The 24,439-nt window shown below is 47.9% G+C and carries 16 protein-coding genes; 7 read left to right on the forward strand and 9 right to left on the reverse strand.

Annotation, left to right across the window (positions count from 1 at the left end; genetic code table 11):
* Positions 1-49: 49 nt before the first annotated feature.
* Together gorA and AC0LWE_RS19750 are read right to left on the reverse strand one after the other, a co-directional pair.
* Positions 50-1,402 carry a glutathione-disulfide reductase gene (gene gorA, locus AC0LWE_RS19745; RefSeq protein ID WP_174343512.1) on the reverse strand — a complete coding sequence of 451 codons (1,353 nt, stop codon included), beginning with the start codon at positions 1,400-1,402 and terminating at the stop codon, positions 50-52.
* A 71-nt stretch (positions 1,403-1,473) separates the two neighbouring features.
* Positions 1,474-2,316, reverse strand: coding sequence for a 23S rRNA (adenine(2030)-N(6))-methyltransferase RlmJ (locus AC0LWE_RS19750; protein ID WP_202694657.1), 843 nt, complete (start codon positions 2,314-2,316; stop codon positions 1,474-1,476).
* A 213-nt stretch (positions 2,317-2,529) separates the two neighbouring features.
* Between AC0LWE_RS19750 and prlC the strand changes: the two genes are divergently transcribed.
* Together prlC and rsmJ are read left to right on the forward strand one after the other, a co-directional pair.
* Complete coding sequence (gene prlC, locus AC0LWE_RS19755) at positions 2,530-4,572, forward strand: oligopeptidase A (RefSeq protein WP_202694658.1); 2,043 nt, start codon at positions 2,530-2,532, stop codon at positions 4,570-4,572.
* A gap of 7 nt (positions 4,573-4,579) precedes the next feature.
* A complete protein-coding gene (gene rsmJ, locus AC0LWE_RS19760; protein ID WP_202668639.1) occupies positions 4,580-5,344 on the forward strand; it encodes a 16S rRNA (guanine(1516)-N(2))-methyltransferase RsmJ in 765 nt (254 codons plus the stop codon).
* Between the two features lie 104 nt (positions 5,345-5,448).
* Here rsmJ and uspA read toward each other — a convergent pair whose 3' ends face one another.
* Positions 5,449-5,886, reverse strand: a complete 438-nt coding sequence (uspA, locus tag AC0LWE_RS19765) for a universal stress protein UspA (protein ID WP_049848808.1) — start codon at positions 5,884-5,886, stop codon at positions 5,449-5,451.
* Between the two features lie 283 nt (positions 5,887-6,169).
* Between uspA and uspB the strand changes: the two genes are divergently transcribed.
* Complete coding sequence (gene uspB, locus AC0LWE_RS19770) at positions 6,170-6,505, forward strand: universal stress protein UspB (protein ID WP_015960868.1); 336 nt, start codon at positions 6,170-6,172, stop codon at positions 6,503-6,505.
* Positions 6,506-6,570: 65 nt separating this feature from the next.
* On the opposite strand, the gene pitA is transcribed toward uspB, so the two are convergent.
* Positions 6,571-8,070, reverse strand: coding sequence for an inorganic phosphate transporter PitA (gene pitA / locus AC0LWE_RS19775; RefSeq protein WP_059180363.1), 1,500 nt, complete (start codon positions 8,068-8,070; stop codon positions 6,571-6,573).
* Positions 8,071-8,300: 230 nt separating this feature from the next.
* Between pitA and AC0LWE_RS19780 the strand changes: the two genes are divergently transcribed.
* On the forward strand, positions 8,301-9,497 hold the full coding sequence (locus AC0LWE_RS19780) for a BaiN/RdsA family NAD(P)/FAD-dependent oxidoreductase (protein WP_219347291.1): 1,197 nt from the start codon (positions 8,301-8,303) through the stop codon (positions 9,495-9,497).
* 191 nt (positions 9,498-9,688) lie between these two features.
* On the opposite strand, the gene AC0LWE_RS19785 is transcribed toward AC0LWE_RS19780, so the two are convergent.
* A complete protein-coding gene (locus AC0LWE_RS19785) occupies positions 9,689-10,162 on the reverse strand; it encodes a glycoside hydrolase family protein (protein WP_202668641.1) in 474 nt (157 codons plus the stop codon).
* 459 nt (positions 10,163-10,621) lie between these two features.
* On the opposite strand from AC0LWE_RS19785, the gene AC0LWE_RS19790 reads away from it, so the two are divergent.
* Complete coding sequence (locus tag AC0LWE_RS19790) at positions 10,622-11,500, forward strand: LysR family transcriptional regulator (RefSeq protein ID WP_059180360.1); 879 nt, start codon at positions 10,622-10,624, stop codon at positions 11,498-11,500.
* Between the two features lie 1,500 nt (positions 11,501-13,000).
* Here AC0LWE_RS19790 and AC0LWE_RS19795 read toward each other — a convergent pair.
* From AC0LWE_RS19795 to AC0LWE_RS19810, 4 genes are all read right to left on the reverse strand, one after another.
* Positions 13,001-13,354: a hypothetical protein gene (locus AC0LWE_RS19795; protein ID WP_202668642.1), complete on the reverse strand. Its 354-nt coding sequence runs from the start codon at positions 13,352-13,354 to the stop codon at positions 13,001-13,003.
* A 400-nt stretch (positions 13,355-13,754) separates the two neighbouring features.
* Positions 13,755-15,962, reverse strand: a complete 2,208-nt coding sequence (locus AC0LWE_RS19800) for an Ig-like domain-containing protein (RefSeq protein ID WP_219347292.1) — start codon at positions 15,960-15,962, stop codon at positions 13,755-13,757.
* A 23-nt stretch (positions 15,963-15,985) separates the two neighbouring features.
* Complete coding sequence (locus AC0LWE_RS19805; RefSeq protein ID WP_072241962.1) at positions 15,986-18,058, reverse strand: hypothetical protein; 2,073 nt, start codon at positions 18,056-18,058, stop codon at positions 15,986-15,988.
* A gap of 60 nt (positions 18,059-18,118) precedes the next feature.
* On the reverse strand, positions 18,119-19,141 hold the full coding sequence (locus AC0LWE_RS19810) for an Ig-like domain-containing protein (RefSeq protein ID WP_202668644.1): 1,023 nt from the start codon (positions 19,139-19,141) through the stop codon (positions 18,119-18,121).
* 394 nt (positions 19,142-19,535) lie between these two features.
* On the opposite strand from AC0LWE_RS19810, the gene AC0LWE_RS19815 reads away from it, so the two are divergent.
* Entirely contained in the window at positions 19,536-22,937 is a 3,402-nt protein-coding gene (locus AC0LWE_RS19815; RefSeq protein WP_219347293.1) for an Ig-like domain-containing protein, read from the forward strand.
* A gap of 456 nt (positions 22,938-23,393) precedes the next feature.
* Positions 23,394-24,422, forward strand: coding sequence for a TerC/Alx family metal homeostasis membrane protein (locus AC0LWE_RS19820; RefSeq protein WP_059180352.1), 1,029 nt, complete (start codon positions 23,394-23,396; stop codon positions 24,420-24,422).
* Positions 24,423-24,439: the final 17 nt, after the last annotated feature.

Here is a 24,439-nt window from a genome sequence, read left to right on the forward strand (position 1 = left end):
GACAGACGAAAAAACTGGCCTGTTACAGCCAGTTTTTCGTGAAGTTGCATTAACGCATGGTGACAAATTCTTCTGCGGCGGTAGGGTGAATCGCCACGGTATTGTCGAAGTCTTTCTTCGTTGCACCCATTTTCAGCGCCACCGCAAAGCCTTGCAGGATCTCGTCCATACCAAAGCCAATGCCATGAATGCCGACGATTTTTTCTTCCGGCCCCACGCAAACCAGCTTCATACGGCATGGCTGGCGATGCGAAGTCACGGCGGTATACATCGCGGTGAACGACGATTTGTACACTTTCACCTGGTCGTCTCCATACTGCTCACGCGCCTGCGGCTCGGTTAAACCGACGGTGCCGATTGGCGGATGGCTGAAGACCACGGTTGGAATGTTGCTGTAATCCAGATGCTCGTCCGGCTTGTTATTGAACAAACGTTCTGACAAACGACGACCCGCTGCCACGGCGACAGGCGTCAGCTCAACGGCACCGGTGTTATCACCGACCGCATAAATGCCCGGAACGCTGGTGTTCTGGAATTTATCGACGTCGATATACCCTTTCTCGTTCGTTTTAACGCCTGTGACTGCCAGGTTGAAATTGTCGTTAGCCGGTTCGCGACCAATCGCCCAAATCAGGCAGTCAACGGTCTGACTGCGGCCGTCTTCTAATTGCAGCGTCAGGCTACCGTCGGCGTTTTTCTCGATGGCTTTCGGCACCGCGTGGGTGTGCAGCGTCGGGCCTTCGGTATTCATCACTTCAACCAGCGTCTCGACGATCAGCGGATCAAAGCTGCGCAGCGGCGCGTGTTTACGCACAAACAGATGCGTTTCCGCGCCCAGCCCGTTGATCACGCCCGCCAGTTCCACGGCGATATAACCCGCGCCAACCACGGCAACGCGTTTCGGCAGCGCTGGCAGCTCGAAGAAACCGTCAGAGTCGATACCGAATTCAACGCCCGGAATGTTCGGGTGGCTCGGACGGCCACCAGTGGCGATCAGGATGTGATCGGCAGTGATCGTCTCGCCATTCACTTCGATCGTTTTGGCATCGACGAAGCGCGCAAAACCTTTGATGACATCGACATTATTTTTACCCAGCACGTTATCGTACGACGTGTGAATACGGTCGATATAGGCGGTGCGGCTGGCAATGAGCTTGTCCCAGTCGAAGTGATTAATAGTGGTGTCAAAACCGTAATCCGGGCCGTACATGTGGATGGCTTCGCGAATTTGCGCAGCATGCCACATCACTTTTTTCGGTACACAACCGACGTTAACGCAGGTGCCGCCCAGCTCTTTGGCTTCGATCAGCGCACATTTCTGGCCGTACATGGCTGCACGGTTAATAGAGGCGATACCGCCGCTGCCGCCGCCAATGGCGATGTAGTCATAATGCTTGCTCATGGGTCTTGTCCTTAATATCTGATTGCCGCGATTGTATACCTGAAATCAATAGTTTCCACCGATGACTGCGATTACTCCGGCACGATCCAGCTGACTGTTGCATGGCCAATTCCGCCTGGCACCAGCGTTTTGTGCAGCCACGGCAGCACGTTGTTCATTTGTGCTTCGAGCTTCCACGGTGGGTTAACCACGATCATGCCCGAGCCCGTCATGCCGCGCTGATCGCTATCAGGACGTACAGCCAGTTCAATCTGCATGATTTTACGAATGCCTGTCGCTTCCAGTTCTTTGATCATGCGTTTGATTTGCGCGCGCAACACCACCGGATACCACAGTGCATAAGTGCCGGTCGCGAAGCGTTTGTAGCCTTCATGAATGCCGGTCACTACCGCCTGATAGTCAGTTTTGATTTCGTAGGGTGGGTCGATCAATATCAGACCACGACGGGAAGCAGGCGGCAGTTTGGATTTCAGCTGCTGATAACCATCAGCTTTTTCCACGCGCGCGCGGGCGTCTTTTTGGAATTCAGAGCGCAGCAGCGGGAAATCGCTTGGGTGCAGTTCGGTCAACTGCAGGCTGTCATGTTCGCGCAACAACTGGCGAGCAATCAGCGGGGAGCCTGGGTAGTAGCGCAACTGGCCGCTGCGGTTGTAATGCTTCACTACGTTGATGTACGGCTCCAGCTCGGCGGGGAGAGAGTCCTGCTGCCAGATGCGAGCGATACCTTCCAGATATTCACCGGTACGCTCCGCGTGCTGACTGCTTAACTGGTAGCGGCCCGCGCCCGCGTGGGTGTCCAGATAGAGAAAGGATTTATCTTTCTCTTTCAGAGACTCGATAATCAGGCTCTGAACGGTATGTTTGAGGACATCGGCGTGGTTGCCCGCGTGGTAGCTGTGGCGATAACTGAGCATGGGTAAAGGTGTTCCAGTAAGTAAACGTAGAGCCGGATCGCGGTGCGCGGTCGGGCAAAAAATAGCATATCGCCACAGTATACAGAAAAGTCATCGCCGCCGCGAAAGCGCAACGTTTGGCATTGAAATTCACTACACTTAACCCCATTCTACAAACAATATGCACAGCGCCGGATGCGCGCTTCATTCATCTATTTCTACAGGACAGCGCTTATGACCAATCCATTACTGACGCCTTTCTCGTTACCGCCGTTTTCTAAAATCCAGCCAGAGCATGTCGTTCCAGCCGTCACCAAAGCGCTGGACGATTGCCGCACGGCGGTAGAAAGCGTGGTCGCGAAGGGCGGACCGTACACCTGGGAGAATTTGTGCCAGACGCTGGCCGAAGTGGATGACGTGTTGGGTCGCCTTTTCTCACCGGTCAGCCATCTGAACTCCGTAAAAAACAGCCCGGAACTGCGCGAAGCCTACGAGCAAACGCTGCCGCTGCTGTCGGAATACAGCACCTGGGTGGGTCAGCACGAAGGGTTGTACAACGCCTATCGCGATCTGCGCGACGGTGAGAACTACGCCAAACTGGATATCGCCCAGAAAAAAGCGGTCGATAACGCGCTGCGCGATTTTGAACTGTCCGGCATTGGCCTGCCGAAAGAGAAACAAACGCGCTACGGCGAAATCGCCGCGCGTCTGTCAGAGCTGGGCAATCAGTACAGCAATAACGTTCTTGATGCCACCATGGGCTGGTCGAAACTGATTACCGACGAATCTGAACTGGCGGGCATGCCGGAGAGCGCGCTGGCGGCTGCCAAAGCGCAGGCCGAAGCGAAAGAGCAGGAAGGTTTCCTGTTAACGCTTGATATCCCAAGCTATCTGCCGGTCATGACCTATTGTGACAATCAGGCTCTGCGTGAAGAGTTGTACCGCGCGTACAGTACGCGTGCGTCTGATCAGGGCCCAAATGCCGGGAAATGGGACAACAGCCCGGTGATGGCAGAAATCCTCGCGCTGCGCCATGAATTGGCACAACTGCTGGGCTTCGACAGTTACGCCGAAAAATCCCTCGCCACCAAAATGGCGGAAAACCCGCAGCAGGTTTTGGAGTTCTTAACCGATCTGGCAAAACGTGCGCGTCCGCAGGGCGAAAAAGAGCTGGCACAGCTGCGTGCATTTGCGAACGCTGAATTTGGCGTCGACGACCTGCAACCGTGGGACATCGCCTACTACAGCGAAAAACAGAAACAGCATTTGTACAGCATCAGCGATGAACAGCTGCGTCCGTACTTCCCCGAGAACAAAGCCGTAAACGGCCTGTTTGAAGTGGTGAAACGCATTTACGGCATTACCGCCAAAGAGCGTACTGACGTAGATGTCTGGCATCCGGAAGTGCGTTTCTTCGAGCTGTATGACGAGAAAAACGAACTGCGCGGCAGTTTCTATCTGGATCTCTATGCGCGTGAAAACAAACGCGGCGGCGCATGGATGGACGACTGCGTCGGCCAGATGCGTAAAGCCGACGGTTCGTTGCAAAAACCGGTCGCTTACCTGACCTGTAACTTTAACCGTCCGGTTAGCGGCAAGCCTGCGCTATTCACGCACGATGAAGTGATCACTCTGTTCCACGAATTCGGCCACGGTCTGCATCATATGCTGACGCGTATTGAAGCGGCGGGTGTATCGGGTATTAGCGGTGTGCCGTGGGATGCCGTCGAGCTGCCAAGTCAGTTTATGGAAAACTGGTGCTGGGAGCCGGACGCGCTGGCGTTTATCTCTGGCCATTACGAAACAGGCGAGCCGCTGCCAAAAGCGCTGCTGGATAAAATGCTGGCCGCGAAAAACTACCAGGCGGCGATGTTTATCCTGCGCCAGCTGGAGTTCGGTCTGTTCGATTTCCGTCTGCATGCCGAGTTCAGCCCAGAGCAGGGGGCAAAAATCCTCGAAACCCTGGCTGAAATTAAAAAGCAGGTCGCGCTGATCCCAGGTCCTACGTGGGGCCGATTCCCGCACGCGTTTAGCCATATCTTTGCTGGCGGATACGCTGCGGGTTATTACAGCTATCTGTGGGCAGACGTGCTGGCCGCAGATGCCTACTCTCGCTTCGAAGAAGAAGGGATCTTCAACCGCGAAACCGGTCAGTCGTTCCTGGATAACATCCTGACGCGCGGGGGGTCTGAGGAGCCAATGGAGCTGTTCAAACGCTTCCGTGGCCGCGAGCCGCAGTTGGACGCGATGCTTGAGCATTACGGTATCAAAGGCTGATCGCAGCGTGAAAATCTGCTTAGTCGATGAAACAGGCGCCGGAGACGGCGCCTTATCTGTTCTTGCGGCCCGCTGGGGGCTTGAACACGATGAACAAAATTTGATGGCGCTGGTGATGACGCCGGAACATCTTGAACTGCGTAAGCGTGATGAGCCCAAGCTCGGCGGCATCTTTGTTGATTTCGTTGACGGCGCGATGGCGCATCGGCGTAAGTTTGGCGGCGGTCGCGGGGAAGCGGTAGCGAAAGCGGTGGGTGTCAAAGGGAGTTATCTGCCGGACGTGGTGGATGCAACGGCGGGGCTGGGGCGCGACGCCTTTGTGCTGGCGTCCGTGGGCTGTCGCGTGCGTATGCTGGAGCGTAACCCGGTGGTCGCGGCGCTGCTCGACGATGGTCTGGCGCGCGGCTATGCCGATCCAGAGATAGGCGCGTGGTTACAGGAACGTTTACGGCTGATTCATGCGTCGAGCCTGACGGCATTGACGGATATCACGCCGCGTCCGCAGGTGGTGTATCTCGATCCGATGTTCCCGCACAAGCAGAAAAGCGCGCTGGTCAAAAAAGAGATGCGCGTATTTCAGTCGTTGGTGGGACCGGATCTAGATGCGGATGGTTTGCTGGAGCCTGCGAGAATGCTGGCCACAAAACGGGTGGTGGTGAAGCGCCCCGATTACGCGCCGCCGCTGGCGGACGTGGTGACGACAAATGCCGTGGTGACCAAAGGGCACCGGTTTGATATTTATTCGGGAACGGCTGAGGTGAGTGCGGGCTGATGCCCTCACCCTATAACCCTCTCCCACAGGGAGAGGGAAGTAACTGGAGCTGTCTTTACGCCCTCGCCCCTATGGGGAGAGGGCCGGGGTGAAAGGATACAGAATTACTCGTCTTCTTCGTCACGCAGTGGGACGATCAGCATATCAACGTGAACGGTGTTAATCAGCTGACGCGCAGAAGACATCAGTTTGCTCCAGAAATCCTGGTGATGACCGCAAACCACCAAATCCATATCGTATTTCTTAATCGCATCAACCAGCACCTGGCCGAGATCGCCGCTACCGCTTAAAGTTTCGGTAATCGGGTATCCCGCGTTGGTGGACAACTCAGTTAACGCATGGTGAGTTTCTTCAGAAATGCGCTTCTGCATATCGCCAAGATTGACGTCGATGAGGCCGGTGTAGAGATCGGAGTAATTCACATCAACGTGAATCAAAGAAACTTTCGCGTTATAGGGACGTGCCATGGATACCGCTTTATCAACCAGCACTTTGCTCTCAGGAGAGAGGTCTACCGCGATAAGAATGTGTTTGTAAGCCATAGTGTTACTCCTTCCTTAAGTTATCGATGACCCATGAGTGAAGCCGTCGTCTATCTGTCTTTATTACGGCCCAGTTAACGAAAATTATCAAGCTTTGGTGTTGATAACGATTAACCTTGTGGCAAAAAAATTAGCGGATCTCCTACACTATTGAATGAGCCGTTCGGATAATTAAACGTGAACCCGATCGACTTTCGTCATTCTTTCACTGAACTGTCTGTCAGGGCATTGGGGTGCGGTTGTCCAGAAGCCTTGCTTCGTGGGCGGACGCCGGGGAGGAAGTATGATTAGCACTGTCGCATTGTTTTGGGCGTTATGTGTGGTTTGCATAGTGAATATGGCGCGTTATTTCTCATCATTACGCGCGCTATTAGTGGTACTTCGTGGTTGCGATCCGTTGCTTTATCAGTATGTGGATGGTGGAGGCTTCTTCACGTCGCATGGACAGCCCAGCAAACAGATGCGTCTGGTGTGGTACATCTACGCCCAACGCTATCGCGATCATCATGACGATGAATTTATCCGTCGTTGCGAGCGTTTACGTTGTCAGTTCATTTTGACCAGCGCCCTGTGTGGACTGGTTGTGGTGAGTATGGTGGCGCTCCTGATCTGGCATTGAGTATGAAAATGAGGATAAAAAAAGCGGGTCAGTTTCCTGACCCGCTTTTTTATGCACGCTTTTCGTTAAATCAGCTTCAGGGAGATCCAGTACAGACCGCCTGACAGCAGAATTGACGCCGGCAGGGTAAACACCCAGGCCATCAGAATGTTGGTCACGGTTTTGCGTTGCAGACCGCCACCGTCAACAATCATGGTACCCGCCACGGACGAAGACAGTACGTGAGTGGTGGAGACCGGCATGCCGGTGTAACTCGCCAGGCCGATAGAGACCGCAGCCGTCATCTGCGCGGACATACCTTGCGCATACGTCATGCCTTTCTTACCGATCTTTTCACCGATAGTAGTAGCAACACGACGCCAGCCAATCATCGTACCGATACCCAGCGCCAGTGCGACCGCCATGATGATCCAGATTGGCGCGTACTCAATGGTATTGAGCATATCGCCTTTCAGTTTCTTCAGCAGGCGCTTATCGTCTGCGTTCACTTCTGGCAACTTCGCGACTTTATCGGTCACATCAGAGATGCAGAGCATGATACGACGCAGCTGACCACGTTGATCGACGGACAGTTTGTCGTAGCTTTCGATATCACCCAGCATAACCTTCACACGTTCCAGCGCGTTGATCGCGTTTGCCGGATGGCAATGGAACTCGCCAGGTGCGGTGGACACACCTGGTTCAGGCGAAGGAATCAACTGGTCAACGCCGGTGGCTTTCTTCAACAGCGCAGGATGCTGCTGGAAGTAAACTTCGACGTTATTGATGGCATCGCGGGTACGGGTGATTTCGTAGCCGGAGGCGTTCATGTTAACCACGAAACCTGCCGGCGCTACGCCAATCAATACCAGCATCACCAGGCCAATGCCTTTCTGGCCGTCGTTCGCGCCATGAGAGAAGGCCACGCCGATGGCGGAAATGATCAGGGCGATACGGGTCCAGAATGGCGGCTTTTTCTTACCGTCTTTCTTTTCACGCTCTGCGGGCGTCAGGTGAATACGGGCGCGTTTTTTGGTTCCGCTCCAGTAACGGCGCAGGATGAAAATCAATCCACCCGCAACGACCAGACCCACGATGGGGGAAATGATAAGCGAACCAAAAATCCCCATAACTTTCGGGATATTCAGCGCATCAACGACTGACGTACCGGTCATCAGGGCGTTGGTTAACCCAATACCGATAATCGCGCCGATCAGCGTGTGAGAACTGGATGCAGGCAGACCGAAATACCAGGTTCCGAGGTTCCAGATAATCGCGGCAAGCAGCATTGAAAATACCATCGCCAGACCATGGGCTGAACTCATATTCAGAAGGAGGTCTGTAGGCAGCATGTGAACGATGGCGTAGGCTACGCTTAGACCACCAAGGAGAACACCAAAGAAGTTAAATACAGCCGCCATCACAACCGCAACTTGCGATCGTAAAGCACGAGTATAGATAACGGTAGCTACTGCGTTCGCCGTATCGTGGAAGCCATTGATAGCTTCATAGAACAAGACAAATGCCAGAGCAAGCAATAATAAAAGTCCGGTATGTAAATCCAGACCAGCAAACAAATGTAGCATAGGACGTTACGCCATTTTGGAGGACATGAACGCGGCGCATTATCCAGGACAAACGCGCAACGGGCAAAGTGAAATATAGCTTTTTTTTGATATACCTTCTGCTTTGTATGTGTCCGGTAAAGAAATATATTTTATATTTCAAGTAAATGACTGAGATATCGGATATTTGCGCTGGTGCGACCACATAGGAAACTTTACAATTCGCGCCGGTAAAACAAGAGGATTTTGATGTGGAAAGGTTTGATGCCGTTGTAATTGGCGCCGGTGCGGCGGGTATGTTCTGTGCGGCAATGGCCGGACAGGCGGGTCGACGTGTGCTGCTGCTGGATAATGGCAAGAGGCCTGGACGCAAGATTCTGATGTCTGGCGGGGGGCGCTGTAATTTTACTAACTTATATGTTGAACCCGCCGCGTATTTGAGCCAAAACCGTCATTTTTGCAAATCTGCCCTGGCGCGTTATACCCAGTGGGATTTCATTGAACTGGTCGGGAAACACGGCATTGCCTGGCACGAGAAAACGCTAGGACAGCTGTTCTGCGATGAGTCCGCGCAGCAGATTGTCGATATGCTGGTGGCAGAATGCGAAAAGGGCGGCGTTATCACGCGCCTGCGCACCGACGTGCTGAACGTGACCCGCGATAACGACGGCTATACCCTGGAGCTGAACGGTGACACCGTGAGCGCCGATAATCTGGTGATTGCCAGCGGCGGTCTGTCGATGCCTGGATTGGGCGCTACGCCGTTTGGCTACAAAATTGCGGAGCAGTTTGGCCTGAAGGTCTTGCCCACGCGCGCCGGGCTGGTGCCCTTTACGCTGCACAAGCCGCTGCTGGAACAGCTCCAGACGCTCTCCGGCGTATCGGTTTCGTCTACCATCACCGCGGAAGACGGGACGCTTTTTCGCGAAAATCTGCTCTTCACCCATCGCGGTCTCTCTGGACCGGCGGTGTTACAAATTTCCAGCTACTGGCAGCCGGGTGAATTTGTCACGGTGAATTTAGTGCCGGATTGCGATCTGGACAGCTTTATCACCGAGCAACGCGCTGAACATCCGAATCAAAGTTTGAAAAATACGCTGGCGATGCAACTGCCGAAGCGTTTGATTGAGTGCCTGCAGCTGCTGGGGCAAATTCCGGATGTGACGCTCAAGCAGCTCAACAGCCGTGAGCAGCAAGCGCTGGTCGACACGCTGACGAACTGGCGCGTTCAGCCAAACGGCACCGAAGGGTATCGCACGGCGGAAGTGACGCTCGGCGGTGTCGACACCGATGAACTCTCTTCACGCACCATGGAAGCCCGCAATGTGCCAGGGCTGTACTTTATTGGTGAAGTGATGGATGTGACCGGCTGGCTTGGCGGGTATAACTTCCAGTGGGCGTGGGCCAGCGCCTGGGCCTGTGCGCAGGCGCTGGCTCATGTGCGATAATATGAACCCGAGATACAGCAGCGTTCTAACTAACAGGCCATATTGCCTGATTGCGCAATGTTGCTCACTAATTGTTTTGGGGCTCTCGAATGAAGTAAATATTAACAACAATAATTTATACCGTTATTTAGCATTCATAAATGGTACCGCCCATTATTTGTTGCGACACATAGCCATGTGGGTTAATTAAATCATACAAAATATGTGGGTTGCCATTCTCCAGATTTCATTACTTCCGCGTGGCGTTTAGCCCTGTCTGGTGTCTGCCGTGCCCAAACGCTATTTAACATTTGTGACGCTGCACCATCCCAGTTTTCTTGCGTAATCATTTTAAGCATTTGGTGGAATCCTCCAAGTCCGCCGACACCCATCTGATATGCCATCGATGTGAGAATATCCTCCCGGGGTTGACTACAATATGAAAGTGCACCAGCAATCTCATGGTTTTGAATCATGGCAGCTTGCACACGTTCAATGTTGTTATTTAGCCAGGCGTCAATGGTCTTATCATTCAGCGTAAATGTATAATTTTTTAGCGGAGCGCCATGCGGCCCAAGTTTAAAGCCCACCCCACTGGTCGGATAGCCAAGACTGTCAATGTAAGGTGTATACCGGACACCTTCTTCATAGCGTAATAACGCAATAATTTCATTTTTCTGATTCATCAGATTTATCTCCTCACTTGTGTTTAATATCTTGTAAAGGCATAGCTGCGTTAGTAACAAAATGGTTTTATTTTAATTATTTATTTCTTAAACGTGCTTAATCTGTTTTATTAAAAAGAAGTTCTGTGAGTATATATAGTGTGCCGCATTTTTATTTCTATATTGTCTATTTTTCGCACAGAAATGTGCATGGAAAAATGTTTGCTATGAAAAATCTCGGTTAACACCGTTGAGTGAGAGCAAAAACGAAGAATTTAAGCAACATAAAAAATGTGCCATTATTATTCATTTGATAAGTCATTTTTGCGCAAGTAGAGTACACGTATACTGTATTTTGATTGCAAGGGGATTTTGAAAGATATATGAAAGCGTCATACACATCCGGCTTAATGGTATGATCTAATTATGCATATATTTTATTCTCATGCTAAAACTTGAAAAAATTTAAACGGAGTATGCATGGCTTTGCTAATGTCGAAAAAATTAAAATATTTCATAGTTTGTTTCGAAACTCGGTGCATTAACCATGCTGCTGACCAGTTATGTGTTACTCGCTCACCTTTAACTCGAGTTATGTATGAGTTGGAAGAAAAGGCAGGTGGGAAGCTATTTGTTAGAAAATACAACCACCTAGAACCAACTGAACTGGCATTTAACTTATATGAAAAAATTAAACCCGTTTATGATCTTCTTTGTGCTATAGAAAGCGAGTTTGGCATTTCGGCAAACCTTACCAGGTTCGAATTACTTTGTGATATTAGCGTTCCATTTGTTATCTACCAGCACATATCTTCATTGTTAAGTAAGTCTAACTGTTCAATAAGTTGTAGGCGAGTTTCAGTCTCTTGTAACGAAATTCAGTCGCTAAAAACAAATCCTGATGTAGGTATAATCTCTTTTCGCGAAATTGCTCTGACAGAAAATTTTGTTTTTCATAAAGTAAGTGAGGAGGGGCTTTTTTTATTAATGCCTGAGGGCATTCATGAAAAATCTTTAAAAGATTTTGAAAGTATAAAAGATATTAAGTTGTTAATCAGGAAGGATGTTTTTTCACCAGAGCTAAAAGGGATTATAGCAAAAAGTATACGGGATTTTGCGCCATACATTGATATTAGAGAAACAGATAGAGATACTACATCGATGCTTATTTCTGTCTGTGCGGGGGAAGGTATGATGCTTCTTCCTGAATGTTTAAGCTCCTACTTTTCTCCGCCAGGGACATGTAAAATTAAAGTCCCAAATGTACGAATTAAGACTGGTCTTTATGTGAACAAAAGACAAAAAAATAAAACAATAATATCAAGTATAACCGATATGTTGATGTCAATTACAAAATAAAAAATTATAGTTCGTATTTTAATCCAAACTCTTTAATAATTGGATGCAGAGCTTCGAACTCTGGTGTGTATTTAGGAAGGATACACATCAGAGACTGCATTGGTTTAGTAATAACTACTGACATTCGGCATTCATCGATCTTAAATCTAAACTCTTCTGAACAAATTTCATTAACTCTTTGAAGATAAACCATTTCATCGTGAGTAACGGTTTCTATAAACAGTTCTTGTACTGTGTTCTTGGTAATGATTTTGCATACGGTTAACAAAAGTGGCAAATTTTGCAATGACAGGATTTCGTTCATTTTAAAAGGTATTTATGATTCGTCCATTATAAGAGTAAACGAGTATAAGTCATTAAGAACAAAAAAAGGAGGGAAAGGAATGAAAAATTTTGTCAAGCTTCACTCAATATCTAACTAATATACATTACCATTTGCAATTAAAAAATAATGCTACCTTTCATATGGTTACGCCATTTTACTTTTGGCGGGCCCATGTTATGGGGGGTATCACTAATAGTAGTTTACCAATAATTGCACAATGCTATTAGCGCTGCATTAAATGAAAAACGTCGGTTTATTTTTATGTTGTCAGATTTGTTGTTTTTTAAGTATATTCATCCAGTTATCTTATACATAGGTTTTTTTATATGATTCTTTTGAAATAATTGAGTTGTGTGTGGTTAGTTGTTTATATAACTCTATAGAGTAACTGCAATATTTTATTTTTTTAGTGAATTCCCACAATATTTTTCTCAAATTAGTTTAAATGTAATTATCATTTGATTTTTTAGAGAGGGTTTAATTTTTGAACGTGCCATTTTGATTGTTGCGGTAAAATGCATAAGCGCGCAATTACCTCTCCTGGTTCCTGCGCTACTCTTGACGACAATAATGCTCAAATTTTAATGCTTTCTTCATAAAAAATGAATTTTTTGAAGGGGAATTGTGCAATGCGCCAAATTTGTTAGTATTTCCTGTAGGGATCCATTGACGTATCGTGAGCAGCTGCTTAAGACATTAAAAGTGTTACTGATAACTATTAACTGATTTCATATTAATGAAAACAATAAAAAAGTGCCAAATGTATGACTTACTAATGTTGCTGAAAATATTATTACGGTATCCTATAACCCTGAGTCGACCGGTGTGATTATAGGGACTTAAGACTCTGATCTGACAAATATTTTTTGTTAAGGACACTTTCTTTTGACGAAGGATAGTTAATTCTAGTTGTTATTTACTGTCTAATTAATATTAAATTAGCTGGTGTAGAGACTTTCACAAGCTAGAAATTTAAGCCTTGTTGGATTTTTAACCTGTCTATCACATTACACGCAAAATCTTCAGTATGGTCACTCTATGCCATTGTTGATATTGTGTTTTTCTCTGCTTTCGTATTAATAATAAATATTATTCTCCAAATATAATGGGTGCTTATAACTAATTTTTTGTACAGATAGTTACCGTTGTAAGAAATCTAATTTGGATAACTAAAATTAATGTTTATTTCGAAATAGAAATTTTGCTATATCAATCCCGGTTCTTTTCTTAATCGCGTAAATTAGAATCTGGCTTATTCCATGTGAACCAATTAATGCAATGCAGATAGCAATAGCGCCGGAGGAAACTTTCGTCCCTATCATGGCAGAAAGTTGAATAATATGGGGGCGAATTAAGTAAAAAAGGAGTAGGCTGATAATTAAATCCCCCGCCATTTCTCTTATGCGGCCCCCACCATACAACCATCGCCCCAACTCGCCTAAAGTAAGTATTAAAAAAATTTTTATAACTTCGACAGGCTCTGAAATTAATGCTGAAAGCAAAGTGCCTAGGGTTATTTTACCACTCATTGATAATTCCTTTTAGTATCACTTTATTAAATTGTTTATAGGGTGATTATTTCTGATATATTTTTACATCTTGTTGCTGTCAGACTCTTACAAAAGAATGTGAGCTAATGATTTCAGTTTAAAATTCACTCTCTAAAGGGCTCTTTTCAACAAGGACGAACCCCATTTGTTGAAGTTGTCTCGCTAGTCCTTATTCTGTCAAATAAATAAAAAAAGTTTAATAATTGTGTAATTGCATATTATTGGATGAATTTTATTTGTATTTGAAATCCGAATTATAATAAACCCATACTAAAGTGCCCATAAGCGTACTCTCCCATCTAGAAAAGTTGTCTATGGGCATGGGGATATCTAATTATTATTATAGTAAATCTACGTATATAGTTATTTTTTGATTAAATCATTCTTTGTGAATGTAATCATTTTCCATTTCTGGTGTAGTGAATTCCACAAAATTCATTTTTCCAAGTGGATACGCATTATTGTAAACATGCACATTGACATCTTCAGAAAACGTATCAGTCACTTCAAGAGCAAAAGTGGTTGTCGATGGTATCTTGGAATTTGTGCCTGTGTCATATACTGCATGCTGATCGACGTACATAGGGTATCTCGCAGTATCATAGCCATATACCATATTCGGTGTTCTGCCGTCTGCAGGAGCATTCTGCGTGAGTTGATAATTGCCAAAACTTGATACGGTATAAGCACTCACAAATTTCATGCTGTCCACAACGGTATATCCTGAGCCGACGGCTGTTACAACAACGGTTACTGCCTGGGAACTGGAAATATCGACGCGACCATAGCCCAGATCATCCAGAATGACCGGATTTGTGGTGACCACGGAAGCCGGACCGTCTACAGAAACGGTAATTTCTGCTCCCGGCGTACCGTGAAAACCAATTGGGTTGACTGCATTCGACTGAACCATCGTGGTAACAGCATCCGTCACGCAGTACATGGTAAATTTATTTTGAATTAGAACACCCGAAAGCGCCGTTTTAAACTCTCCCGCATTCGCTGTTGGCTGAGCCGGGTACAGTATCCAGTCTGTGGGGGCATCGTTGCCCAGTACGACTAAAGGTATTTGACGGGATTCATCCCAGCTGGCAACCAAAGTGGTAGTGTATTGCCATGCCACCAGACCGTTATCATCCATTACCCCCAACTGTAGCGGCACGGTGACAAGACCTTTGGTTTTGTTAAGTACTACCAGTATTCCCTCGACTGACGACACGCCGTTCGCCACACTCGCAGTATTCATAACCTGAGGCCAGGTCTGGGTGGCGCAGGCCACCACTTTCTGAGTTTTGTCATCCGGGAGCAGCAGTACGCGCACGACCACATCGTTTTCACCCAGCGTGGTGCCTTGCACCGTCGGGGCAGAGAGTATCGCCGGGAAGTCGGCCGTCAGGTCTGACACATCCGTAATGATATAGCTGTCCCGGTAGGTGCGGAAGTCAAAAGTGGAGGTATCCAACGTGAGTAAAGAGTGTGCCATCAGTCGTTCACTGCCGGTTTTTACCGACTTCCAGTTCCAGGAATACAACGGATCACGCAATAAAGTGCTCTGCTGTTCGGTCAACACCATACTGCTTCCCTGCCAGTTGAAGTCGCTATATAACGACAACCCAGCCGGGCCTGCTGAGACAATTAAGTTGACCGATTTGCTGTTGCCACTGATGGCCGCTGTTACGGTGGCTGTGCCTGGTGCGTCATTGTCGCTTAGCTGAACGTTAGCCTGGCCGTTGCTATCCGTTACGGATGACAGGGTGTTTAGATTGCCCAGTGTACTGCTCCAGTTTACCGTTACACCGCTTTTCACCAGACCATTGATGCTGTCCTTCACTGTCGCCGTAAGGGTGGCGATATCGGCACCATTATCCGCAATGCTGGTTTTGTCAGAGGTTAGATCGCTGATAAAATCTGCAGAGGTTGAACCACCGTTCAGTACCACTTTCCAGCTACCGTCCGAATTCATCTGCGGTGCGCCAAACGACCAGCCCGTCGGGAAGCCTGAAGTGCTGATGAGCTTGATCATTCCACCCAGATACTCCAGCACTACCGTGCCGTTTCCGGCCCAGTTAACTGTTCCGCTGGCCGTGTTGTAATCCCCGAGGCGGCAGTTTGCCACTACAGAGCTACCTTCGGCCAGAGGGACAAAACTCAACATGCCGCGGTGCCCAGGAAGGGTAAGTGTGGTGACATTTGTTGTACTACCACCAACCTGAGAAGTGGATGCCAGCGCGTTCGGTGAGGCCTGGTTATCATCCATTTCCAGCCAGACAACGGCGACAACGGCTGGGTCTAGCCCCAGGTACTGCAACGGAAGTTGGGCTGACGGATAGAGTGCCGGCAGGCTGGAAATATTCGCGGTAATAACATCTTCAATATGCTGCTGATAATTAATACTGCTGTCGTTAATGTTGACCTGACTCAGAACGGCGGCGTGCATATCGGACATTGCAACAGAGTTATAGGCCCAACCGATAGATGTGTTGGCAAGCGTACCCATCACACCGTGTGCCACGCTGGTGTAGTTACCACCATAGTTCGCACCGGTATAAAAAAGCAGGCTCATGCCTGATGAATCAATTGATGACATAATATTATCCATAATATTTTGAATTAAAGGGGGGTAATAAATGATAAGGAGCCGGTTACGTTGGCATTCGATACATCAGGCAAAGAAAGCGTAAAAGCGACAGTTTCCACAACTGTGTCGATAACATCGAAACCACCCGCATGGCTGGTACTAATATCAATAAAGGCAATTTTGATCCCAGATTGAGTGATAATAGCGTCGCCGGTATTCAACGTCAGTCTGGCCTGTGTCGCGGTAATGGAGGATGACGTTTTCAACCATACACAGCACGGCATTATTCCATCTGCACTTGCGCCGGTAGTGAATCCATAAAACTGTAAATCGCCATTTCCATTAATCCAATTCGTGAAAGTCATACTGGCTGCGGCGCTGAGAATAGGATTTGTAATTACGTAAGCACTTACCAGAACGTTACCTACAGCTAAGGAATACACATCTGCTGAAGCTCGACCATTACTGTCTAAACGTAGGTGTAGGGTTTGGGTTCCATTAGGGTTAAACCAGGCACTAGAACCTGTGGCAAGAGATAACTCAACGTCCGCACCCGGAGGGCCAGACATCACGACAGTATTGAGGGGGCGAACCATCACCGTTGGATCGAATATTGGGGCGCCTGTGCTACAACTCATCGATAATTCTGCTACAGATGATAAATCGAGTTTAACATCTGCCGCGACTGAAGATGCTGTACCACCTTGATTATTAAACATAACTTGATATTTACCTTCTCCGTAGCCTTTGCCCACAGGTGTGATAGCGCTGGCGGGAATATGAAAGACAGCGAGTGATAATTGGGCTTCCTGAGCTGTCAACGTTCGAGTTTGTGTCCACTGAGTGCCGGGAACAGGTGTTCCTGGCGAGGTCACATAGCCTAACCAGAAGGCGGTGACAATATCTCCAGTGGTCATACCGCTATACGTCACATCCATTTCTGTTCCGTTGCCTGCGGTAACTTCTGCGGAGGTGATCGTGTTATCCCCAGCAGCAGCAGGGAAAGTGGGGGGTGGCAGCATTCCAGGATGGAGAATATCCAAATTTACCTGGGCTGCTGCCGAGATACCTTGCTGGCTGCTACCGGAATAGTCGACTTGATACCAGGCCTGTAGGGTCCCAACGCCAATGGGGGCCATATTTGCGTAAGGTAAGGTGACTTGAAATCCGGTGATGATTTCAGAGCCAGATACAGCATGTGGTGATGCACTACCGCTGCTGCCAGCCACGGGGTTATTCCCGGTATAGCCTTGCCAACTGACAGTGACAACATCTCCGACAGAGATCCCCGAATAAGCGGGTACAGCAATTGGCGTACCGTTAACGGCTTCGTTGGTATCGATCCAACCGTCATTACCTTCAGTGAAAATAGGGGCAATCAATGAGATCTGAGTGATATCAATCTGTACTACGGCTGTGTCGGAGTTTTTGGCCACGCCACCCACAGGGAGGACTGAATACCAGGATGAGGCTGTTCCGACGCCAATGACGGAAACATAGGGTGCGAGAATATTCACCGAAAATCCGTTGATCAGATCGTTTGCCTTAACAATATAAGAAAGACTAGTAACGCTGGCTGGGACTGGTTGGTTGTAATGATCTGTACCCGCCCAATAAATCGTAACCTGATCGCCAGATGTCATTCCTGAATAAACAGGAATATGAACGGGTGTGCTGTCGTCATAAATGTCATCAGCTGTAATCGTATTATTGTTAGCTTCAGGGAAATCTGGGGCCGGCAGATCGCCCGTATCGCTGCGACGCACGATTGCGGTAGTCATGAGTGATGACGCAATATTGGCGGCTTGATCTACTCGAGTATAATAAACCTGATAACTCCCATCCGGCACGGCGCTAGAGGGGATAATTGTCGTCCAGGGATAAGAGTCTGAAGGTGTATTGGTTCCTGTATAAAGCGTATTTGCGGCAGTACCATTCCAGTACAAAGTCAGATAATCCCCACGTAAAGCATCTTGGGGCTCGTTTATCACAACTATCACACCGCCATCGTTAATCAGATCTGCGACATTAATGACATTGTCTGCTGTCATTTGCGGCAGCATTGGGGGATAAAGAGAAATAATGCCTGCATTTGTCGTGTTCATAAGCGTCACGTTTTCAGTTTGATAAGTGCCCACATACGGCTACATATGCGGGCAAGAGAGTTATGCTTTAGTATCAATACCGACATTAGCCACAGCTGAGGATTGCAAATCACTACCGTTAGCTGGGGTCATGGTGTACCAGGCCTTGGCCGAACCATTCTGTATCCCCTGAGGGATATCAGTAGATGGAACAGTAATATCCATACTACCCGCGGTGACCTGCTCATCGGTGACGGTACCTGCCAACTGATCGTCCAGTAGCAACTGCACGCCATTTTGGTCATAAACAACCCAGGTGAGATTTACCAAATCACCTTTTTGCATATTTTTCCACGTCACACTGGCAGGTGTGCCGTTCAGCGCCAGCATGGAATTAATCCAGCCGCCGTTGCCGTCGGCTTCAGGGAAATCAGGAGCCAACAGAGTTGGCGCTGGTTGGCTGCCATTTACAGTTTCCTTCCTTGGCATGGAAACACCGAAGTTGCCATTGCTGTCCCTAAACTGGTAGTAGAGTGAGTACTGACCGTTGACCAGACATTCTGGCGGGAGCGAAGTCTTAGCATTAATGACCCACGGGAAATCTGTTGCAGGATCCGCAATAGTTTTCCCAAGTGAGTGAATATCATCCCAATAAAAATTCACCAAATCGCCACGGGTAGCATCTGGATATGCCTGGATAGTGATAGTCACACCGCTTGCGATGTCATACTGGTCGATTTTAAAATCACCGCCGTCATTGATCTGTGGGATGGGATTATCTGTACTGGCGAGGCGAATAGTGCCTGTAGCGCCAGTCGAAGGGTCTGAATCCAGATAAGCAATAAAAGGAAAAACACTGAGGCCCGCAGTAAGGTCAGTGAGCTTAACGTCCAGTATTGCTACACCAGAGGCGTCTGTATCTGATGTTTCATTTACCCCAACTTCATCCAGCGTGTTGTGCCATGTTACGGTGGCACCTGACACTGGCACATTATCGATATCAACGACTGTAGCTGAAAGTGTGATGGTAGTTGTTACACCAGGCACTGCATCCACAGGTGAGACGCGAACAACGCTAACTCTGTTTTTATCTTCGAAAAGCATCTGTTATTTCCTTCTATAGTGGTTTTAAAATGAATTTTCGTTATTAATGCTCTTAAGTGAGCCAATGTAATTTAAAATAATTCCGTGCGAATAAATGGGCTAAAGCCAAATTTAAAGATGCTAAATTAAGTCACTTATGTTAGTGCCTGGACAAGAAGCGGTGTTAATTGGATGTTATTTTTTCGAAAGTTTTTCTGATATTATATTTCGTTGAGATAAACTATTTTGATTTATTAATGAGTGTCGATAGCGTTATATTTGCAAAATACTTATTACAGTCTATTTTTCATGTTTTTTATTAATTATAATCATTTTTAACTCATTGGGATTAATGAGTGCTAGTAGTGGTAAACATAATAAAAATTTCACTTTTGTTGAGGATAGGATGTCGAAAATGGAATCATTGTGGCTGAATTCTAAGGGTAAACTACGTAGATTTTTTTCTAAGTTATTGATTGCAATGCAGTTATACCCAATACTTGCTCCAAGTGTGCTTGCTGGAGCCGGAAATATCGAAGAAACTAATATAGTTATCCCTTTTTCTTCAGAAGCTCAGAGATTTGCTGATAGCACTGCAACTAACGGCATCAATGGAATTAAAAATACGGCCACTAGTATGGCTACTGGTGCAGCAGTCACAACCGTTGAGGAATGGTTAAGTTATTTCGGTACTGCGCAAATCAATCTGAATGTTGATAATGACGGACACTGGGATAACAGTTCTTTCGATTTTCTTACGCCTGTTTATGAAAATGAAAAGTCAACTCTATTTGCCCAGATAGGGTTGCGTGCTCCCGATGGTCGCGCGACAGGAAATGTTGGCGTGGGTGTTCGTACATTTTATACCCAGAAGTGGATGTTCGGAGGAAATGTATTTTTTGATAATGATTTCACAGGTAAAAATCGCCGCGTTGGTTTCGGCGCAGAAGCATGGACGGATTATTTAAAATTATCAGCTAATACTTATGTTGGTACTACCGAATGGCATAGTTCAAGGGATTTTGATAACTACCATGAGAAACCTGCCGACGGGTTTGATATTCGAATGGAAAACTATTTTCCTGCTTGCCCACAGCTAGGGTTAAAAGCCATGTATGAAGAATATTATGGCGACAAGGTGGCGTTATTCGATAAAGATCATTTGCAGAGCAACCCATCGGCCGTCACAGTCGGATTAAATTACACGCCAATTCCATTAATTACCGCTGCATTAGATTATAAACGTGGTCAGGATTCTTTGGATGAAACAAAAGTAAGCCTGAATCTTCATTATACATTGGATCAGTCCTGGCAGTCGCAAATCTCTCCTGATCAGGTTGCTTTACGGAGAAGTCTCGCAGGCAGTCGCAATGATATTGTTAATCGCAATAATGAAATAATTCTCCAATATAAAAAGAAAGAAACTTCTGCAGTTCTGGCTGATATGGTGCTGACGACGATTAAGGACAATAGTCCTGCCGATGGCAATAAGACGAATACAGTGACGCTCCACGCGGTTACTTCTGATGGTAAATCTGTGGCAAATGCTTCGATTGTCTGGAGCGTGACAGGAACCGCGAAGCTCAATATGACAACGGGAATCACAGACGCTAACGGCAATGCTTCCGTTAATCTGAGCAACACAACTGCGGAACAGGTTATCGTTAGCGCGACATCAGAAACCATCACTCGACATACCACGTCATCATTTACCCAATCTGTTGCAGCGCTAGATCTCTCGTTGACGAAAAATAACAGTAAAGCTGATGGTCTCGACCAGAATGTGGGTTTGGCAACGCTCACAGATACAAGCGGCAAACCAATAGCAGGAATCCCCGTGACCTGGACGATTGGGAACGGAGCTAAAATTGTGAGTAGCGACACCAGTACCGACAGCAAAGGCCATGCAACTATTCACTTTTCTAGCGCAACGGCCGGTACGGTAAAGCTAAGCGCAAGTGCGGGAGGAAAAAAAGAGTCGGTTAATTCTGTTTTTACAAATCAGATTGTCAATAATGTTGCCGTCTCTATGTCGACTAATAATGCATCGGCAAACGGAACTACCGCAAATATCGCTCAGGCTCTCATCACCGATGCTGACAATCATTCGATGGAAGGCGTGAGTGTAAACTGGAGTCTCAATAGTAGCACTGCCGCTATGCTGACGCCTCAGGTTGCTGTTACGAATAGTAAGGGAATAGCCACCCTTAATCTCGCGGATAACGTGGCGGAAGATGTTACGGTAACGGCGAGTGCAGGAAATCGATCGGAGCACACCGTAGCCACATTCATCGCAGACGGTGCCACTGCACATGTCTCTGCATTGACCATCGATAAAGATGGTAGTGTGGCTGACGGTGTGGCGCAGAACCATGCAACCGCAACGGTGACGGACAGTGGAAATAATATTCTGGCGAACACGGTTGTAACCTGGAGCATCACGGGCAGTGCCGGACTGACATCGGTAAGCAGTACGACGAATGCCAGCGGACAGGCAGAGATGACGTTTACAGATACGCACGCGGAAACGGTGACGCTGACGGCAAAATCGGGTGGCGCTGACAACGGCCAGTCAAAAACCAGTAGTTTTGTGGCGAATACCGCAACTGCACATGTCTCGTCCCTGACTATTGATGATGATAACCATACTGCAAATGGTACAGCGCAAAACCGTGCCACAGCGACAGTAACGGATGCGAATGGCAATATTGTCTCAGGCAGTACAGTCGACTGGAATGTGGGTGGCAACGCCACTTTGTCAGCCACGACCAGCCAGTCAGATGCGAATGGTAAAGCTATCGTATCATTGACCGATGTTGTTGCTGAGACAGTGAATCTGAGCGCAAGAGTTGGCAGTACAGCGGAGAAAACGCAGGCTACGACATTCATCGCAGACGCTGCCACTGCACATGTCTCTGCATTGACCATTGATAAAGATGGTAGTGTGGCTGACGGTGTGGCGCAGAACCATGCAACCGCAACGGTGACGGACAGTGGAAATAATATTCTGGCGAACACGGTTGTAACCTGGAGCATCACGGGCAGTGCCGGACTGACATCGGTAAGCAGTACGACGAATGCCAGCGGACAGGCAGAGATGACGTTTACAGATACGCACGCGGAAACGGTGACGCTGACGGCAAAATCGGGTGGCGCTGACAACGGCCAGTCAAAAACCAGTAGTTTTGTGGCGAATACCGCAACTGCACATGTTTCGTCCCTGACTATTGATGATGATAACCATACTGCAAATGGTACAGCGCAAAACCGTGCCACAGCGACAGTAACGGATGCGAATGGCAATATTGTCTCAGGCAGTACAGTCGACTGGAATGTGGGTGGCAACGCCACTTTGTCAGCCACGACCAGCCAGTCAGATGCGAATGGTAAAGCTATCGTATCATTGACCGATGTTGTTGCTGAGACAGTGAATCTGAGCGCAAGAGTAGGAAATACCATGCCGCAGGTTCAAAAAACCACCTTCACTTTCATCGTTGATCACCTAACGATGACGATGTTAGTTGACGGACATGGTGGGTTGGGCTCTTCAACGCCAAATGTTGTTAAGGTTACTGCTTATGATGTTAATAATGATCCGATGCCCGGCGTTGCTCTGAGCCTGAGGGATAATGATCTCAGTATCACGACAACCTTTAATCCTTCTAAAGGTAAAACCGGTGCTGATGGCAGTTTAACCTCTGATGTTTTCTCAAACACTCTCGGCGTACTGCTGCTCGTTGCAGAGGTGACAAACTCCGATGTACCAACCACCGCAGGGAAAACTTCGGTGAATGCCACATTCACTTCCAGGGACTAGGGGTAATTTAGAAGGCTCACTGAACAGGTGGGCCTTCTGAATTCAGTTACTGTTCTTTTTCCATCACCTGCTGCCAGGGATTTCATTTATCTACATCTTTATAAGTAATAGATGCCTTGCTAAAGAGAGCGACTCTATTTCCAGCCACTTGCAACCCATTGATTGATATTCGAATGATAATGGACCGGTATGACGCATCGCGAAATTGTATCTTTCAAAAAAGTGCTTTTTTGTGAAATCTCATTACGCTAACCATTGCAAAAAGCACGTGTCCCAGCTGGAAATTGAAGTCAGCACAGCAGATGTATAACGCTTGCCTTCTGAGGTAAAGTACAACACTTTCTCGAGTTGACTGTTGTGCTCTGGATGTTTAGGAGTGCGTAAACAGTCCACTCTTTACTTTACTGGCTCCGCCAGTCTGCATGGGTTGTATTTGTCTTCAAAAAGGGTTGTGTCATGGCTTCTGCTCATCTCGGTTTCCCGACGGAAACCGTCGTTGTCTTTGTTGTGATGGCCGTGGGGGCGATGTTTATCGACCTCTTCATGCACCGTCACGACAAACCTATTTCGCTGAAAAGCGCCGCGATGTGGTCCATTTTTTGGGTCATGATGGCAATGGCCTTCGCGGGGTTTCTGTACGTTCACCATGGCGCAGAGGTGGCGAGTTTGTTCCTCACCGGTTATGCGCTGGAAGAGGTGCTCTCGGTTGATAACCTGTTCGTGATGATGGCGATTTTCGCCTGGTTCGGGGTGCCGGATAAATATCGTCACCGGGTACTGTACTGGGGCGTTCTGGGGGCGATTGTGTTCCGCGGGATTTTTGTGGCCATCGGCACCAGCCTGTTGAGTCTTGGGCCATACGTGGAAGTGATCTTCGCGCTGGTGGTGGGCTGGACGGCGCTGATGATGCTCAGACGCAACGAAGAGAGCGATGAGGTCGAGGATTACTCGCATCATCTGGCCTATCGACTGGTGAAACGCTTTTATCCGGTCTGGCCGAAGATCAGCAGTAACGCATTTCTTCTGACGCAAAAAGAGGTAGATGCAGAGCTTGAGAAACCCGAAAACGAGGACGTGATGGTTGGCCGGGTGAAGAAAGCGAAACGCTACGCCACACCGCTGCTGCTGTGCGTTGCGGTGGTTGAGCTGTCGGACGTGATGTTTGCGTTTGACTCCGTACCGGCGATTATCGCCGTTAGCCGTGAACCGCTAATTATCTACAGCGCCATGATGTTCGCGATCCTCGGATTGCGTACGCTCTATTTTGTGCTCGAAGCGCTGAAGCAGTATCTGGTGCATCTGGAGAAATCAGTGGTTCTGCTGCTGTTCTTCGTCGCCTTTAAGCTGGGGCTGAATGCAACAGATCACTTCTGGCATCATGGCTATAGTATTTCCGCCACGGCAAGTCTGTTTGTGGTATTGGGCGTGCTGGCACTGGGAATTATCGTGAGCGTGATGTTCCCGGGGAAAAGAGCCGAAAGGTAAAAGCAAAACGGCAACTG

The sequence above is a fragment of the Lelliottia sp. RD5 genome (assembly GCF_056032945.1).

Excerpts from the sequence above, each read along its gene's own strand:
- gorA (WP_174343512.1), bottom strand. The coding sequence starts at position 1,402 with ATGAGCAAGCATTATGACTACATCGCCATTGGCGGCGGCAGCGGCGGT.
- AC0LWE_RS19750 (WP_202694657.1), bottom strand. The coding sequence starts at position 2,316 with ATGCTCAGTTATCGCCACAGCTACCACGCGGGCAACCACGCCGATGTC.
- prlC (WP_202694658.1), top strand. The coding sequence starts at position 2,530 with ATGACCAATCCATTACTGACGCCTTTCTCGTTACCGCCGTTTTCTAAA.
- uspA (WP_049848808.1), bottom strand. The coding sequence starts at position 5,886 with ATGGCTTACAAACACATTCTTATCGCGGTAGACCTCTCTCCTGAGAGC.
- uspB (WP_015960868.1), top strand. The coding sequence starts at position 6,170 with ATGATTAGCACTGTCGCATTGTTTTGGGCGTTATGTGTGGTTTGCATA.
- pitA (WP_059180363.1), bottom strand. The coding sequence starts at position 8,070 with ATGCTACATTTGTTTGCTGGTCTGGATTTACATACCGGACTTTTATTA.
- AC0LWE_RS19785 (WP_202668641.1), bottom strand. The coding sequence starts at position 10,162 with ATGAATCAGAAAAATGAAATTATTGCGTTATTACGCTATGAAGAAGGT.
- AC0LWE_RS19790 (WP_059180360.1), top strand. The coding sequence starts at position 10,622 with ATGGCTTTGCTAATGTCGAAAAAATTAAAATATTTCATAGTTTGTTTC.
- AC0LWE_RS19795 (WP_202668642.1), bottom strand. The coding sequence starts at position 13,354 with ATGAGTGGTAAAATAACCCTAGGCACTTTGCTTTCAGCATTAATTTCA.
- AC0LWE_RS19800 (WP_219347292.1), bottom strand. The coding sequence starts at position 15,962 with ATGTCATCAATTGATTCATCAGGCATGAGCCTGCTTTTTTATACCGGT.
- AC0LWE_RS19805 (WP_072241962.1), bottom strand. The coding sequence starts at position 18,058 with ATGAACACGACAAATGCAGGCATTATTTCTCTTTATCCCCCAATGCTG.
- AC0LWE_RS19810 (WP_202668644.1), bottom strand. The coding sequence starts at position 19,141 with ATGCTTTTCGAAGATAAAAACAGAGTTAGCGTTGTTCGCGTCTCACCT.
- AC0LWE_RS19815 (WP_219347293.1), top strand. The coding sequence starts at position 19,536 with ATGGAATCATTGTGGCTGAATTCTAAGGGTAAACTACGTAGATTTTTT.
- AC0LWE_RS19820 (WP_059180352.1), top strand. The coding sequence starts at position 23,394 with ATGGCTTCTGCTCATCTCGGTTTCCCGACGGAAACCGTCGTTGTCTTT.